Here is a 16779-nt window from a genome sequence, read left to right on the forward strand (position 1 = left end):
ACCATGAAAAAATTACTTTGGCTTACAGAAAACTATCCTCCTCAACAAGGAGGAATGTCTGAGTCATGTGACCGTATTGTAGAAGGTTTGAAAGGTAAGGGTTTTGAAGTTCACATCATTCATTTTTATAGAAAAGGGAAGCCATTTAAGACCTTGACCAAACAGCAAGGATCTTACACCTATATTCCAGTTACACATTCCAAAGCACATACACTTCACCTTTCGGCTACCTATTTAGAAAATAATTTTGAAGGAAAAGTTGATGCTATAATGGGGTGGGGTGGTAACCTTGTAAAAGAAGGAATTTATGTCATTCATAAACTTTTGAGTGTTCCTTATTATTTTTGTTTTAGAGGGAATGATTTTGATGTCTCTTTATTCAATGCAAGAGATGCTTTTAATTTAGAAAGGCTTATTCTAAATGCTTCAGCTGTTTTTACGAATAGCCGTGATAAAATCAAAAGAATGGATAAGGTCTTTGATTATAAAAAGGCCTACTTTACCCCTAACAGTATTGACCTGAATTTATGGAGGAAAACTCCTCAAGAAATAGATCAAGCCAATGCGTTTAGAAAAATGCATCAAGGAAAAATCATCATTGGCTTATTTGGTTTTATCAAAGAGAAAAAAGGCTTTACTTTCTTTTTAAATGCTTTGAAGCGATCATTTGTAGCTGATCAATTTCTTTTTCTTTTTACAGGAGAGGTCACGGCCTCTGATCAGGCATTGATTGATGAAGTGGGTGTAGCGTATCTTGAATTAGAGAATGTAAGTCGCTATGAGTTGATTCCTTATTATTTGTATTGTGACTGGCTGACAATTCCTTCTTTTTATGAAGGAATGCCAAATGTATTATTAGAAGCTGGAGGTTTAGAAATACCAGTTTTGGCAAGTGCTGTGGATGGTATGAAAGATGTGATCGAAGACGGTGAAAATGGCCTACTTTTCGAAAACCTCAATGAAGAAGAATGTGCATTAAAATTGAAGCAGATTGCAAAGATGGAGGATAAGCAAAGAATGGAATTAGGGCAACATCTTTATACTGATATCAAAGAAAATTATACTTTGGATAATGAACTGGAATCATTTGTTGGAATTTTATCGGTATGAAGTTATTTTATGTTTTAGGAGGAGGATTAGGGCACTTAACGCGTGTGAAAAGGTTATTGAGAACGCTTCGTATCGAAAAGGATTTTATGATCTTCTCAACTTCTTGGGCTACAAAAGTGTTTCCAGCCGATCAGTGTATCATTATCAATCCTAAAACGTATCAAAATAAAAAGGACCTGTTTCATTTTTTATTGACCCAAATAAAGCAATATTCAGTAACAGATCTGTTTATAGACACTTTTCCTTTGGGGCTTTTCAAAGAGTTGGAGCTGGAGGTAATTCCTTCCCAATGTCAATTGCATTATATAGCCCGCTATCTGAAATGGGGTGTTTATATGAATCAACCCGTAGTAAAGGAAAGGAGATTTGATCATACTTATATTATTGATTTTATGCATCAAGATCAATTTCATTTTATCAAAAAACACTCTAAGAAGATAAGCCACTTTAAGCTAGAGTCGCGTGAAAAGGTAAAATCAAATAAGAAAGAAGAAGAGTTTTTTCTTATCAATCATTCGGGACCGAAAGAAGAAATTCAAAGCCTAATAAATTTACTTCAAGATCACCCACTCTATACAACTTGTCAGCTTCCCATTTTAATCAATACCCCAACTCATTTTACACTTCCCTTTTCCGAAAGAGTGAAAGTAATCCATCAATATCCTGCTCATTTATTATTTGCTCAAGCGAAATTGATCGTGACAGGTTGTGGTTATAATAGCATGTTGGAAACGTTACCTTATCAAGAAAAACATATTTTTATGCCATTTCAACGAAAATTTGATGATCAATTTGAAAGGGCCAATAGAAGAAAATCACTGAATGCATTGTAAATTATATTAGCACTATAGCGTAAAGTACACAACCATTTTTATTATTGTTATTTTCTTTGTTACTTTCGGTTCTTAATACATTATATATGTTCAAATAAGAAGTGCTAAGGAACTTTTTCTTCAAATTTTTTATAATAACTTGTGCACTTTCAACTACTCTAAGTTATGAAGTACTTCCTACTATTAGCTTTCTCTTTGTTACTGATGAACAATGCTACTTTTGCTCAAAAAGTAAAAAATGAGAAGGTAAAATTCAGCTATTTACAATATCCGTCGAAACCATTTCCTAAAGCGGAAAGAAAATTTAAATTTGAAGCAGAGTCTACTAATCAGGCAGCTGTGGATAAAATGAAAAATGAGCATAAGGCAAAAATTGCTCAAATTGATAAAAAGTATGCTGATGAATTAGCCGCTTTAAAGAAAAGACAAGCCGCTTATGATTCGTCTTCAACAGGCAATAAAATCATTGCCAATTTACTTTTAGGTGATGAAAGGCCTGCTGACAGTTTGGTAAAAAAAGACCCTTATCCAATAGCTCCAGTTTATCCGAAAGTAATTGATGCTTCTGCAAAAGTGCATTCTAATATTATCATCCAGGGCCTTACAGAAACAAATGATGCCAATGCGACAATTAAGTTTACTTTTGGAGGAATGGAGTATACTGCTCCTCACGTTGTTGGAGATTCATTGCACTTGGGGTATGAATATACCATCAAAAACCCAGTAAAAGTAACAGCTACAACTAAAGATGGAAACGTATTGTACGATGGTGTCATCAATAATTCAGAAAGTTACTCTACTTACGTTTTCGGTGATGCTAATGACACAACGAAATTAGAAACACTGTGGGCCAAAGGAAGAGTAAGAGAAATCCAAGGTATGGAGAGTTTCTTATTGAAAGGACATCTTACTAAAGCCAATGAAATCTTGAACGAAAAATTTGGTTATGTTATAAAAGAAAAGAGCTTCAAAGTGTTTATGGGAGCAAGTAAGAAAGGCATTTACCCTGAGCACGCTGAAGCGTATAACAACGCAATTTTGGGTTATCATCTATTAGAAAATGAATCTGATTTTACTCAAGCAAAAGAATATTTAGATTTAGCAATTGCTTCTTGGGAAAAATCACTTGAAGAGAAAAATACAGGTGATAAGAAGGCAAAGATCAATTCAAAAGTAGCAGGAAGTTTACACTTCAATATTTTAGCCGCTTCTTTATTTGCTAGGGATTTCAAAAAAGTAGCTTTCCACTCTGCACAATTGAAAATTTTAGGAGAAGGGAAATATGAAAGACAACTTGCTGCAATTGATGAATTTATCAATGACTATAAAGCAAGATATACTGCTTATGCAAAAGAAGCAGGAGTAACAGAGTAATTTACTTTTCGCCAATAAATCTGGGTTCATGGACTCAGTAACTAAGAAACCTCATTTTACGATTAGTCGTCTTAATGAGGTTTTCTTTTATATTCTTATCACTGAAGACTTTTTACAGCATTTTATTACTGACCTTACTTTTAAGATTTCTCTTTAAAAATTGAAGTGCATTTAAACGAAATATTTTATCAATAGCTGATGTTGCTTCAATCTTATTTTGCTCTTGTAAAGGACAGCTTGGATCCATTAAATACCTTTGCGCGTGAAGAACAAGATTACGATATAAACTTTCTGTTTCTTTGGCCGTCCAAAATCCGCTCAAAGGATTTATAATGCCATCGTAATCACTTCCTATTGCCATATTGTTCCAGACCTCAGGGAGGTTAGCTCGATCCAAAATTTCAACAAAGTGCTGTATCTGATTCCAAAGCAACCTTGATCTGTTTTTGAGCATTCCTCTTCTTGTTAGGCTTTTAGGTACTTTTTTGGTTTCTTTAATCAGTCTTCTTTCATCTAGCTGAAAACAGAATAAACCATTGCTTTTCGCAATTTTTACTATTTCATCATCATAAAAGTTGATCTCTTTTGTTAGAAAATTCCTTCCAATGGGATTGTTATTGATAGGGCTTCTATGGCTTTTTAGACCATTGAGTGCACCATGACTGACAATGATGGGGATATTTTCTTTGGAGTGCCGATCTTCAAGGTATTGATAGTAAGCTTTTCTCGACTTATAGTTCATATGCTTAACATCAACCAGTATTCTATTTCCATTTTTCTGGTCAAGCAGTTTATCAATCACCTCATATCCAAGAGCCGTAATGCCTTTATCCAAACCATAATCTTGATTTGTAATCCAATCTACAAACCCACTTAAAGAGTTGGCATGACCACAGAGTTCATTCCAGAAATGATGGGCTACTGTTGCATATAACACAGTGTGATCCCAGGATTTTAACTTGTCAACATTGGATTTCACTTCTTCAGGATTACACTTGCTGTTCATGGCATTGAGACCTGTATTGAGAGCATGAAGCCCTTCTATGGAAAGAACAATATAAATGGTCTTAATACCATTTTGCGAATGAAGTGCTTTTTCTAGTTCATAATAATCATTGACAATCTTATACCTTACTTTTTTATTTCGGATGTTGACCACCTTGTCATCCATTTCTTTATAAAACTCATACTCCAATTCAAGATCCTTAAAGTAGTTATTATGATCTTGTATAAAGCCAATTCTCCTCTTTCCAACACCCATGGCTAAACTTCCAATGGTATCAGTGATCAACCCTTTCTTAAAACGGTTGTTTAAAAAACCTTTCTCAATGGGATACATGGAGGCACTGATCACATGAACATTTCCTTCTGCCAATGTCATAAGATCAGTCTGAGTAAACTTTGTAAGCGTAGAGATAAGGTTCAATATCTTCTTGAAGATGTTAGGCTTGATTTGATGAAAAATACTATTGTTTTTCTTATAGTTTTGGTTATTTCTTCCAGTAATTCTATTGTCATTAAAGCTATTTCCCAAGGGTTTGAGAGCCGGATGACAATGGAAGTCAATGAAAAATTTTGGGTTCATAAATGGTAATCTGTCTTGAATAGGTTACTTAAATAGATAGAGTTTTTGGAGCTGGTATCACACAGACATAATTAATTTGATTGAATTATGATTGTGTTTTCCTTAAATACAGAATTAGGTTTTTAGATTTCTATATTTAATTGATATTCAGGTGTTTTAATATACGAAATTTATCATGAAAAAGAGAGTAGTTGAATGAATATCTCACCAAAAAAATGAAGGATAAAAAAATAGTGCTAACGTATCTTTTTTGATAACTACGCTAACACTATTTCTCGCAATTAATAGTGGATGATTTAGACTAATAGAGTTTCATCAAATCGTTTTTTGTCTGCAGTTGAAAAATTCAGTTTCATAAAACGCAAAGCATTAGATCTGAAAATTTTATCTATTGCCTTAGAAGGAGCAATTCTATTTACTTCTTTTAGATTACAAAGATCAGAATTGAGATAATCGGAAGCATGCTGTGTTAAATATTCAGCTAAACTTTCATATTCTTCTCCTGTCCAAAAACCATTCAAAGGATTCACTACTCCATCAAAATCACTACCAATTCCCATATTATCCCACACATTTGAATATCCATTTGTGTCTAGTATTTCTACAAAATGTTGAATTTGCTTCCAAAGTAATTGAGACTGATTGAATTTCATTTTATGTTTAGTCAGTCCCTTTTTGATGTTTTTGGGGCTGTCTATCAAACGTCTTTCATCGAGTTGGAAACAGAAAATACCTCCACTTTCTACAATCTTTAGAATCTCATCGTCATAAAAATTAATTTCTTCAGCGAGGAACTGACTTCCAGTGTAGTTATCATTGATAGGTTCTTCATGACTTCTTAATCCATTTAAAGCACCATGACTTACAATTAAAGGTATGTTTTCCTCAGCATAGTTGGTTGACAAGTGACGATAATATGCTTTTCTAGATATGTTATTCATGTGCTTGATGTCAATCAGCGTTCTTCTATTGCTAGAATTGTCCAATAATTTATCAATGACTTTGTAACCAATAGGAGTGATGGAAGCTGTTAAACCGTATTCCTGATTTGTACCCCAGCCCACAATTCCGCTTAGTGAGGGAGCATGACCGCACAGTTCGTTCCAAAAATGATGTGCTAACGTGACAAAGAAGATAGGGTGATCCCAGTTTTTGATTTTATCTAAATTACTCAAAACTTCAGCTTCATCACATTTGCTATCTTCTCCATAGAGTCCGGTATTTAAAGCATGCATTCCTTCAATAGATAAAACGATATAAATCGTAATAAGATCTTTTTGCTCTTGCTCAATATTTTGAAGTTCATGATATCCATGGACAATTTTGTACTTTACCTTCTTGCCATGAATATCTACAGTCTGATTATCTAGTTGCTTATAGAAATTATACTCCATCTCTATATCCGCAAAATAGTCATGGTGTTCCTGCACATTATCGATCCTTTTTTTACCAATTCCCATGGCTAAATTTGATAATGCATCTGAGACAATGCCGGTACCTAGCTTATTGATCACAAAGCCTTTCTCCATAGCATATAATGAAGCACTGATGACATGTACATCACCTTCTGCAAGAGTTTGTAAATCCGTTTGTGTGAATTTAGTCATGGTGGTGACGATATTGAACAGCTTGCTAAGTGGGTTCGGCTTTTTCTTGTGGTATAGGCTGTTGTTGTGTCTGTGATTTGTGCTATTTTTACCAGTTGAATTGGAGTTGTTAAAACTTTTACCGAGCGGTTTTAACGCAGGGTGACAATGTAAGTCAATGTAGTATTTTGTATTCATGTTAGTGGTTATGTTATTTTCGGTGGAGTTTTTATCTGAAAAAATGATCTATTAAAAATCATAAAAAATACGCTTATTTTAAAGTGTATTATGATTCATTATTTATATAATACAAAAATAGTGATCGTAAAAATTGTTGCTTGTTGATAGTATATACTGATGTCGTTGTTTATTAATATTAAAAATAACGGTGTGGTAAATTGATCTTAGATACTGTGAGATGATACAAAGTCTTTAATTAAGGGAAAGTTAAGAATGAATATTGTTTTTCTTAGGTTTGGAATAAGTACTGGAAAATGATTCATTTTAATTCAGCATATTATGTTCAGTAAAAAAGGGATTAGACCTCATCCAAAGTTTAAAGACAATACAGTGTGCAACTTAATTTATGACTTGATAGGAAAGTGTTTACTCAAGTATTTGTTTGAACGTTCAGTAAGTGGGTAATCGATTCCATTTTTATTATGAAAAGTAACAGATGGCTCAGAAGTGCCAAACAGTTCTAAACTACACCAATTATGTTGTTGTTTCCATCCGAAAATATTGATAGATAAACCAGAGGAAATCAACTGAACTGGAGTTTTTAAAGCGTTGTTGTTTATTTCCATTGGAGGAATAAATGCATTTTTATGAATATCTCCAGCAATAAAAAATACGTTTTCTTTTTGTTGTAATAAGGATGTTAACCTTTTGAAATCTTTGGGATATTTCTCCCAGTTTTCACCGCCTTCAGTGAGTGTGAGACCTCCACAAATAATGGTGTAATTAAGAGAGTGATTAAGTTTTTTTTCAAGGAAGTTGAATTGATTTTCACTGATCAGGTGATGTTTGCTTGATTCTGAACGATTGTCTAGAAAAATAACTCTTGCTAGGGGGGTGTCGAAAGAGTAATAGACATGCGGGCGGTTAGTGGAACAGTCTAGGTATTTGTGAAAAAGCTTTCGAGCGACTTCTGTTTTTTGAGTGCCTACACTTTCACCTTTGGCGTTGTTCCAGGCAAAATCATGATCATCCCAAGTGGCATATAAACCATTTTTTTCTCTCATGTCTTTAATGAGTTGCTGAAAGGCTTCACACCCAAATTGCTTCCTATATTTCCGATCCATTATTTTTTCAAACTTTTTGACACTATACAATCTTTGCCAAATTGTTGTAATACCATAATCCATATAAATGGTATCTCCGAGTAGAAATAAGTAGTCTGGATCATAATTGCTGATTTGATTCCATGTGGATTGGACTTTATCTTGATTAAAATTGAAGCAGGAGGTAAATGCGATTTTCATGATATCTTAATTAGTTTGAGGTTAGAGCTCTGACAGTTTATGACGATTCTAATGTCAATCGAAGTTTACTGTTTGGGGCTATAGTCTTGAAATTGTAGTGTAGTAAAGTAACAATCTTAAGTTAAAACTAATTATTGATATATCACAGACTTGTCGTTAGGTATTACATAAAGTCAGAATAAAAAAGCCTTAAGCTATTTTAATCAATAACTTGAGGCTTCTGAAATTACAATTTAACCATTTGATTGGAGTGATTAAGGATTCTTGAGGTTAAAGACAAATTCACCTCCTTCATGACCTACATTCTTTAATGGTTTCCCTTGAGGTTCCTGCATTGTGTTGCTCATCACAGATTGTCTTACATAAAGTGCCAAACTTGAAATGGTTAATTTCTCATTGGGATTGTTGACTAAATATTTTGTAAGGTACAAGTTGAATGGACTGTGTTCGCCTGCATTTCCATCAGAAACTTCAGTGAGACCACCAGAAGATAATCCCCATCTTGATTTAAATGATTCCACTCTGTCAGCGTACATCATACCTCTTGAAGTACTCGCAAACATAGAACCTGAAAAACAAGCGTCGGAAATTAATAATGTATGTTTGGTTTTCAATGCCTTGATGTATTTCAAAATAGTGCCATTTGGTAGGTACTGTGACATATCATCCTGGGTCATAGCCGCATTTACAGGTACCCAATAACCTTCCTCAGTAAATTCATCATAATAGCCATGTCCAGAATAATAAATTAAAACTTTATCCTCTTCACCTACTTTGGTCGCTAACTCTCTCACTAACTTATTGATTTCAGATTTGTTGACTTGCTCATTGTAAAGCTCATAAACATTTTCAGATTCATAATGGTAATGTTCCAATAGGACATTCTTAAAGTTTTGAGCATCATTGACAGCATTCGCTAGGGGAGTCCAGCTTGTATAATTGTTACAAGCAATTAAGACTAAGTAATTTGTTCCTTTTTGAACTGTTTTAGCGACTACAGCACCTGTGTCATCAGAACCGGATTGATCCAAGCTTAACATGAATTCCTGCATGTCAGAGCGGTTTTTGAGCGAATCTTGTACCATTACTCTAAACTTATTCTGTGGTGCTTTGATGGCTTTAAAACCTCTTGATACCGCATTTGGTTTAGCATAGCTAACTTCAATTTCAACATCTAAACCATCGCCAGGTTCAATGTTTTTCAACTTCACCGATCTGTCAAAGTTTAAACCTGGTACTGACATTGAAGCCAGAAGTTTTACAGTGGGAGCAAATGAAGTGCCTTTTCCCCAATTTTCAACGCGAAGTTTGATTTTTCCAGAACCCCCTTTTGAAAGTGTGGTTACTCCTCCATCATAAACAAATTGAAGGTCAGACATAATCAATTCAGCAGGAAGAAGTTCTTCTGCATTTTTTTTCACTTCTGACACAGCAACTGAAGGTGTTGCAGGAGCTGTTGGAGTTACAGGAACTGCAGTAGCGGAATTTTTTGCATTTCCATCTTTATCTGATGGCTCAGAAGTTTCTGTCTTATTTGAGTTTGGTTGAGTGGTAGTGGATGCAATTGAAGGAGTGGATACAATTCCACCAACTTGCGGGGTTCCCATGTTAATCTCTCTTGCTTGAGGAGTTCCCATGTTAATCTCTCTTGCTTGAGGAGTTGTATTCCCGTCATTGAAAGAAACAACACTATTATCATCTTGTTTTGCAGTAGCCATTGTCTCCATCATATTCTGTATATGATCGATCAGTACTAAAGTAGTCTGCAAAAACTCAAATGCATCTGTCGCATGTTTGTCGCCTGAAGCGGCTTTGTCAATAAAAGGTTTTGCTTTTTTCAGCAAATCTATAGCCTGTTGATTTAACGACCCACTTTGAGTTTCAAATTCAGAAAGGCTTAGATCATTCAATCTATTGATCTCACCAACTGCTTTGTTATAATAAATCGTGCCAATATTGTAGTTGGCGTCCAAGTGATTTGGATCCTTTTCAAGTGCTTTATTGTACATTTCTAAAGCACCGTCAATATTTTCATTCTGCTGATAAATTACCCCAAGAGTATAAGGGAATTCTGCATTTTCAACAATTGGAACCAATTCTTCTAATAGCTTTGTAGCATCTTCAATTCTATTTTGCTCAAAATACATTGCTAATAAAGGACCTCCATAGATTTCAGCATTATTAGGATACATCCTGATTGCTTCTTTCAGTTTATTTTCTGTCATGTTTTCCTCATTACTGAGGGATGCTTGAAACATGATCTCAGTATATTCATGAAAAGAAGGGGAGGTATATTTGAAAACGGAATTGAACTCACCTTTTAATTTCTCAAAAGTAGCATTGTCATTTGCATATGCAGCTGCTAAAGCCCCTTCTAAATAGGCAATGGAATCAGTCGGCAAAGTTTCTTTTGCTTTTAAATAATCTTTCAAAGCATTTCCAAACTCGTCCAGTTCATACCAATCACGAGCATTTTTCATATGCTTTTCCCAAACTTCCTCAACAGTTTGTGCTTGAGTATTAAAAGCGCAAAAGATAAAGAGTAGAAGTAGCGAATAATATTTTACAGTGCTTTTCATTATTGAACGTTCTTTTCAACAACTTTTAGATTGTTAATTTTTAGAGTGATAAGCATTATATCACTTTCACTATAGTCTTGATAATTTCGATAGGGCCCTTTGACACCAATCAAGTTTAAAGTATTATCATAATCGGTGAGAGCAAAGATGGTTTGATATGGCTGACTTGCAGATAAAACAGTACCATTGACTGGTGTTCCGTAATAATCTAGTTTTAAAATACCTGTATTAAACTCACCAAAATTACCTTGCTGTCCATTTAATACTTTCGATCCATCAATATTGGATAATTTATTGATATTGGCCACCACCAAATATTCATTAGGTAATGCTATGATCTCATTGACCATACCTTGCATCATCAAATTTGTATTCCATAAAATCTCCCCATCTACTTTAATATTCTGAATATTTAAAGTGTCATAGGCGTTGATGTTGTTTTTTGATCTTCCTTTATATGCAACCAAATAACTTTTCTGTTCCTGCATGTATTGGAACACACGAGGGTATTTATCACTGAACAAAGACATTTCTCTTAGAAGCTTTCCTGATTTCTGTTCAAAGATCAATACCTTATTATTGAGTGTCATTTGATTTTCACCCTTTTTTACTCCTTGAACAGTGACCATCAAGTGAAGTGAACCACCTTTAAGATTGATATAAGGAATGTCAATAGTTGGTAAGCCTTGATATTCTCCTTTTTTATAAGGATATCTTGTAATCCAACTGATTTCATTAGCTGAGTCAAGATCTGCAACAAATACCTCTAACGACTTATCGTCTTTAATTGTACCAACTAATAATTTATGATCATCTTTACTTGGACGCACATGAAGAGTATTAATTCTTCTGACTAAAAATTCATTAGTCTCATGAATAGGTTCTAAGCTAATTGAATCTTTTTGATAAGTCACAAAATCAGCTGAATCCGCTTGACTTGAAGAGAAGTAATTCACTATGATTTCTTTTAGTAACTTCTCAGCATTTTGTTGTTGTGTACTGATGAATTTCTTTTCCGTAGCAATGAAAGCTGGTAGGTTATCATTGTATTTAGCTTGGAAATATTTTGCGTGCTTTTTATAACCCACACTTTCCTTGTCTGTAGGAATATTATTGATTCTATCCATCGCCTTCTCACTTTCAGTCCAGACATCAGCTTGAGAACGAATGTATTTCAAGTCGCCTTTCAGACCAGAATTGATCACTTTAGAATAAGCAATCTGATTCAGTAAGTTGATCTTTTGTTCCTTATACTCATAGATGTTTACAGGATATGCGTTCGGGTCATATTTTTTGATTTTCCCAACAGTATACAAGTCCAAGTAAAACCTTTCTTCGCTTGGTGTGGCTGTATTTTCTTTTAAACGAACCAAAGCTTCTAATTTTTCATCATAGCTTGTCACCATTGAACGCATAGAGATTATTTCATCTTTATAGAATTGAAGTACCTCATCGTACCACTTTTCATAATTCCACAACCTGATGTCATTCGTCAAGAAACTGGTTCTTGTTAATCCGTGAATTCTATAATCATCAATTGGTAGAATGGTATAAGTGGTGGTGTAGCCTTCCATTGGATGTACTTCCAATGCTTTTTTGTAAAGGTCAAAATAGAATAAACTCTTCTTGTAATGTTCCTTCATGGGAGCAATTTTTTCAAAAAGAGAGTCGTACTCCGCCATAATATATAATTCCTTGATCGTAGGGTAGGTGCCGCAAACCTCACGGAAAATTTCATTAGCCGTTAAATATTCATTGATACTCGCTTTGAAATTGAGATAAATGCTATCTACCTCTACTTTCTGTTTTGCTAATACTTCTTTTCTTCGGTTTAACTCATTAAAGATATGAGTCATATTTACTTTTTCATCCGTTAGGGAATCATTGGCAGGGAATTGTAGGAATTCCATATAATAACGTTTCCCTTTTTTCTTTACTTCTTTTTCATCTAATCGTCCTTCAAATAACTCTATGTATCTTAAAGCAGAGTCACATGTAGAATGGATCGCCTGATACTCCCTTAGTACATCAAAATCATTAATTCTTTGGAAATAATAATCACTGACTTGAAAAACAGGGTTCAATTCCAAAGGCTGATATTTCATGACTTTTTTCAAATCTTGAAACGTCAAGTCATCGATTTTTGTATCAAAAGTGGGTTTGAATAGAGGGTAAAACTTTTTATAGTCCAAATCCTCATATTTTTCTCTTTCTGCTTTTGTTGCTTCGTCTTCTTCTACCTGTTGAGCAAACACAATGTTATTCAAACCAAGAAGGAGGAACATTAAGAGTAAAGTAATCTCTTTTGATCTATTTTTGCTAAAAGTCTTCATTACTTTCTTTGTTTTTATCTTAGTTGTTGACAGAAAGAACCATTAATTCAACCCTTCTATTTTTGGCTTTATTTTCTTCAGTATCATTGGCTACTGCAGGTTGAGTTTCACCATAGCCTTTAGGAACCAATCTTGCCTTTGGAATACCAAATTGCATCACATACATGGAAACGCTTTTGGCTCTACTTTCTGAAAGTTTCATGTTGTATTTATCACTTCCCACATCATCAGTGTGTGCCGCAAGTTCAACAGTAATGTTCGGGTTATCTTTCATTAGTTTAACCAAACGCTTCAATTCTCTGTAACTACTTTCAATAATTTCAGAAGAGTTGGATTCGAACAGAATGTCTTTTAGAGGTAATTTTGTATTCGGTTTCAATTCTGTAAGGGCAACGTCAAAGTTTTTCTTCGTACCCGCTTTCAATTTTGAAGAGAAGAAAGAGTAACCTCTTGGGCTTCTTACTTCCACTTGATAGTTGGCACCGTCTCTTACTTCCACTTTATACTTGCCATCTTCGCCTTTTTCAGCGGCAATAGCTATTCTTTCATCAGTATCGGTGTTATGTAAAATGATCATTGCTTCAATACCTTCTGCCGTCACAGCATCTTCGATATTGAATTGCATTTCAATTTTTACAGGATCTAACTCAATTGATTTTTCAAAAGTTTGATAAAGTAAAAATCCAGTTAAGTCAAATTGAAACGATTGATCCTTGAAGTTCTCTTTAGCAATAGAGATTTCATATTTATCATTCAGAGGTAATGACAGTTGGTACGTTTTATTTTCCTGCTTAAAGAAAATGGTTTCTAAATACTCCTGAGTAGTCAAACTTTTTACCTTTATTTCTGCAGGGATTTTATGCATAATGTCTGCATCAAAAACTTCTAAGTTTAGTGTGGCAGTACTGAATAAACCAAAATCTCTTTCTTCTTTAGCATAGTGATCTAATCCAATCAAATTCTCTGAAAAAATAGTTGTAGAATATCCCTTTTTATTAACGGTGATTTCGTAGTCAATTCCTTCTGTTAGCACCAATGCGAATTGTCCATCTTCACCCACAGGTAACTCAAATAACTTTTCTGTAGTAGAACGGTCTCTTACTGTGAAAGAAGCTTGTACAGGTTCGTTATTGGCTGTGTCAAAGATTTTACCTTGAATGGTCTTGTTTTTATATTGTTTGAATTCCTCTGGGATGTAAACCGTAAAGATGTCTTCTTGCCCTTTTTCTTCAGGGAATTTCTTTAAGACTTTAGGGTCAACAGCTCCTCTGTTCAAGAAATAAAGGTCTTCGCCTGAAGCAGAGATGGATGCATAAAGATCTGCAGTTTTTGTATTTACAAAATGCATGTTGATGGGTTCAGACCATTCACCATTGAAACCTAATTTACTCATCCATAAATCATAATCGCCTTTACCACCAGCTCTGATTGATGAGAAAATTAATGTTCTACCATCTGAAAGAATTCTTGGAGCTTTTTCACAGCCAATGTTGATAGGAGCGGGTAGCGCTTCTGGTTCTCCCCATGTTCCGTCGCTTTTCTTATGAGAGACCATGATCTCAAAGCAATTTGAACCGTTTTCATTTTGAATGGTATCCATTCTCATAAAATACATTTGCTGACCGTCTGCGGTTACAGATGGGAAGCTTTCATGAAATTCTGAATTGATTGGAGCTCCAATATTTTTAGGAGCACTCCATTTATCACCAATTCTTGTAGAATAGTAAATATCTTCAGCGCCCATACCATTATCGAAATGAGCAAAATAGTATAATGTATTACCATCATATGAGATGGAAGGACCTCCGATAAGGTCATTTTCAGCTCCATAATTATTTACACTATCTACACCAATTGGATCAGACCAAGTTTTACCTTCATCTTCAGTGATCGTTTCATAAATTCCCCACTGTCTGTTCTCGCCTCTGTTGGCTTGGAAGATTAGTACATTACCTTCAGCGTTCAAAGAGGGAGCATACTCTCTGTACATCGGAGAACTTACGTTATCAGGTAATTTGATTTGTTTTTTTTGCTGAGTTTGAGCTATTGAAATTGTACTCATACCCCAAAAGAGCAACAGTGTTAACCAAATTACAATAGTATAGCTTTTTGTATACTTATATAATGGTATAGAATCAATCATAAGTGATACTTGACGTTTTAAAGAAGTTGTTGTAATAGTGTGCATCTTAGCATGATTTCTAAATAACAATCACACAAATTTATTAATATTGTTAAAATATCTTTCTTTTTGGAAGTGATATTTGCATTAATTTGCGGGTAGAGTTGTAATTAGTACTCTTTTCTCAGCGAAAGCGACTTCAGTACCTCCTTCTATTTCACTATTTTCAGGTGTCACTTTTCTATTTTTCGCATTGATTGTTTCAATGTCATCATTAATGAAAATATATCCTTGCTGATCAGTTGTGTTTAGAGGTTCAAAGTTAGCCCCTGTTTTGGCAAACGCTTGAAGTGTTTCAATTCCAAATGGAGGATAGCATTGAAATTCCTGACTTACTTTTACCATTTGGTTCACTTGATCTTGGTTAATAGTATAATTATCAAGTAATAACACTTTTGTACCATCCGCCATATGATAAATAAATCTCACTTTACAAGGACGATTAGCTTTGACAAACAATGACATGATATCACCCATTGCGAAAATCGGACTATTGTTTCCTTTATTGGTAATTACTTCAAGTGATAAACCACTGTTCTCCATCACATCATTTGAGAACTGTTGCTGTACCATCATAGCCTGTTGTAGGTTCTGAGGTTTATATGAAAGGTTGTTTAATGCAGTAATTTTGATTTTACTGTCTGTACTTCCAATAATACTTCCTGTTTCAATATCTCTTAAAATTGAAATGATTGAAAGCTGATCATCGTTCTCCCAGATTGTTCCAGTAATCACATATTTATTTGAAGGGCTTTCTGTATTTGTAACTTTGAACATGCCATCTGTACTTAAAGACAGTTCTAACAACTGATTGAGTTTCCTTGAAAACTTACTGCCCATTTTTGTGTCTTCAAAAGTAAAATTCTCTAACAATAATCCTTGATTAGAGATTTTTACTTGATCTGATAAAGTAGAAGAAATCTCAGCAGATAACTCTTTGATAGATGCAATTTCTCTGTTATTCAATTGAGCTAATAACTTAGAAATATCTGTTTCTAATGTTAAAAACTCATTGTAATTCAAACCTACTTTATCACCCAATGTAATGGAAACAGAATAAAGTTCTTCAATTTCTCTGAAAGTAGGGAAAACGCGTCTTAATTCTTTCTTTGCCAATGCTGGATTCCCGCTTGTAATATTATTTTCCGCTTGTTTTTTACTGCTTTTGATTTTTTCAAGGTAAGAAGAAATGCGATCTCTATTATTTTGAAGAAGATCTTTAATATTGACATAAGCAAATACATAAAGAATCTGTTCTTTTTCATCATAATAATCCTCCACTTTCACACCCGTAAGACTTACATTGGAGAATGAAGTGCTATTCTGTTTAAAATTCTCATATGAAGCACCACTTGCAGACCCAATATCCAGTTTACTCACACTCTCAATACGTACAGAAACGCTTTCTGCCAATTCATTTTTTGCAAGTTGTTTTAAATTGATAAGGTTTTCCTCTTTTAATTCAATAGTGATATTTTCAGCAACTTGAAATCCAACCAAGAATTTATCCTTTGGGAAATAGGCATCTCTATATTCCCTTCTTATCCATGTGGGATCTCCTTTTTTGACGGGCTTGAATGAAGAAAAAGTAATAGATAGAAATACACACAACGTAACATATAACAGTTTCTTGGATGTTTGCATAAGAGATGATTGTATATTGAAGTTATGAACAGTAAAAAAATCTTGAGGTAAATATATGAAAAGGCAATT

General features: G+C 34.2%; 10 protein-coding genes. 3 read left to right on the forward strand and 7 right to left on the reverse strand.

What is annotated here, in order from left to right:
* Positions 1 to 3 precede the first annotated feature (3 nt).
* The 3 genes from AVL50_RS19090 (at position 4) to AVL50_RS19100 (ending at position 3317) form a co-directional block, all read left to right on the forward strand.
* The gene (locus tag AVL50_RS19090) at positions 4 to 1110 is read left to right on the forward strand and encodes a glycosyltransferase family 4 protein (protein WP_062618086.1); all 1107 of its coding nucleotides are present in this window, start codon (positions 4 to 6) and stop codon (positions 1108 to 1110) included.
* Positions 1107 to 1943 carry a hypothetical protein gene (locus AVL50_RS19095; RefSeq protein WP_062618087.1) on the forward strand — a complete coding sequence of 279 codons (837 nt, stop codon included), beginning with the start codon at positions 1107 to 1109 and terminating at the stop codon, positions 1941 to 1943. Before AVL50_RS19090 ends, AVL50_RS19095 begins: the two co-directional genes overlap by 4 nt.
* Positions 1944 to 2108: 165 nt before the next feature.
* Entirely contained in the window at positions 2109 to 3317 is a 1209-nt protein-coding gene (locus tag AVL50_RS19100; protein WP_157491445.1) for a hypothetical protein, read from the forward strand.
* 112 nt (positions 3318 to 3429) lie between these two features.
* Here AVL50_RS19100 and AVL50_RS19105 read toward each other — a convergent pair whose 3' ends face one another.
* The 7 genes from AVL50_RS19105 to AVL50_RS19135 all read right to left on the reverse strand — a co-directional run bounded on the left by AVL50_RS19105 (position 3430) and on the right by AVL50_RS19135 (position 16710).
* Complete coding sequence (locus AVL50_RS19105; RefSeq protein ID WP_062618089.1) at positions 3430 to 4902, reverse strand: membrane dipeptidase; 1473 nt, start codon at positions 4900 to 4902, stop codon at positions 3430 to 3432.
* Between the two features lie 296 nt (positions 4903 to 5198).
* Positions 5199 to 6686: a membrane dipeptidase gene (locus AVL50_RS19110; protein WP_063850799.1), complete on the reverse strand. Its 1488-nt coding sequence runs from the start codon at positions 6684 to 6686 to the stop codon at positions 5199 to 5201.
* 386 nt (positions 6687 to 7072) lie between these two features.
* Positions 7073 to 7972, reverse strand: coding sequence for an alkaline phosphatase D family protein (locus AVL50_RS19115; RefSeq protein ID WP_062618091.1), 900 nt, complete (start codon positions 7970 to 7972; stop codon positions 7073 to 7075).
* 254 nt (positions 7973 to 8226) lie between these two features.
* Positions 8227 to 10551 carry a caspase family protein gene (locus AVL50_RS19120; RefSeq protein WP_062618092.1) on the reverse strand — a complete coding sequence of 775 codons (2325 nt, stop codon included), beginning with the start codon at positions 10549 to 10551 and terminating at the stop codon, positions 8227 to 8229.
* A complete protein-coding gene (locus tag AVL50_RS19125; protein WP_062618093.1) occupies positions 10551 to 12884 on the reverse strand; it encodes a hypothetical protein in 2334 nt (777 codons plus the stop codon). Before AVL50_RS19125 ends, AVL50_RS19120 begins: the two co-directional genes overlap by 1 nt.
* A 19-nt stretch (positions 12885 to 12903) precedes the next feature.
* The gene (locus AVL50_RS19130) at positions 12904 to 15072 is read right to left on the reverse strand and encodes an OmpA family protein (protein ID WP_082795921.1); all 2169 of its coding nucleotides are present in this window, start codon (positions 15070 to 15072) and stop codon (positions 12904 to 12906) included.
* Positions 15073 to 15153: 81 nt separating this feature from the next.
* Positions 15154 to 16710: a hypothetical protein gene (locus AVL50_RS19135; protein ID WP_062618095.1), complete on the reverse strand. Its 1557-nt coding sequence runs from the start codon at positions 16708 to 16710 to the stop codon at positions 15154 to 15156.
* Positions 16711 to 16779 lie beyond the last annotated feature (69 nt).

This window comes from Flammeovirga sp. SJP92, from assembly GCF_001583495.1.
Classification (GTDB): Bacteria; Bacteroidota; Bacteroidia; order Cytophagales; family Flammeovirgaceae; genus Flammeovirga.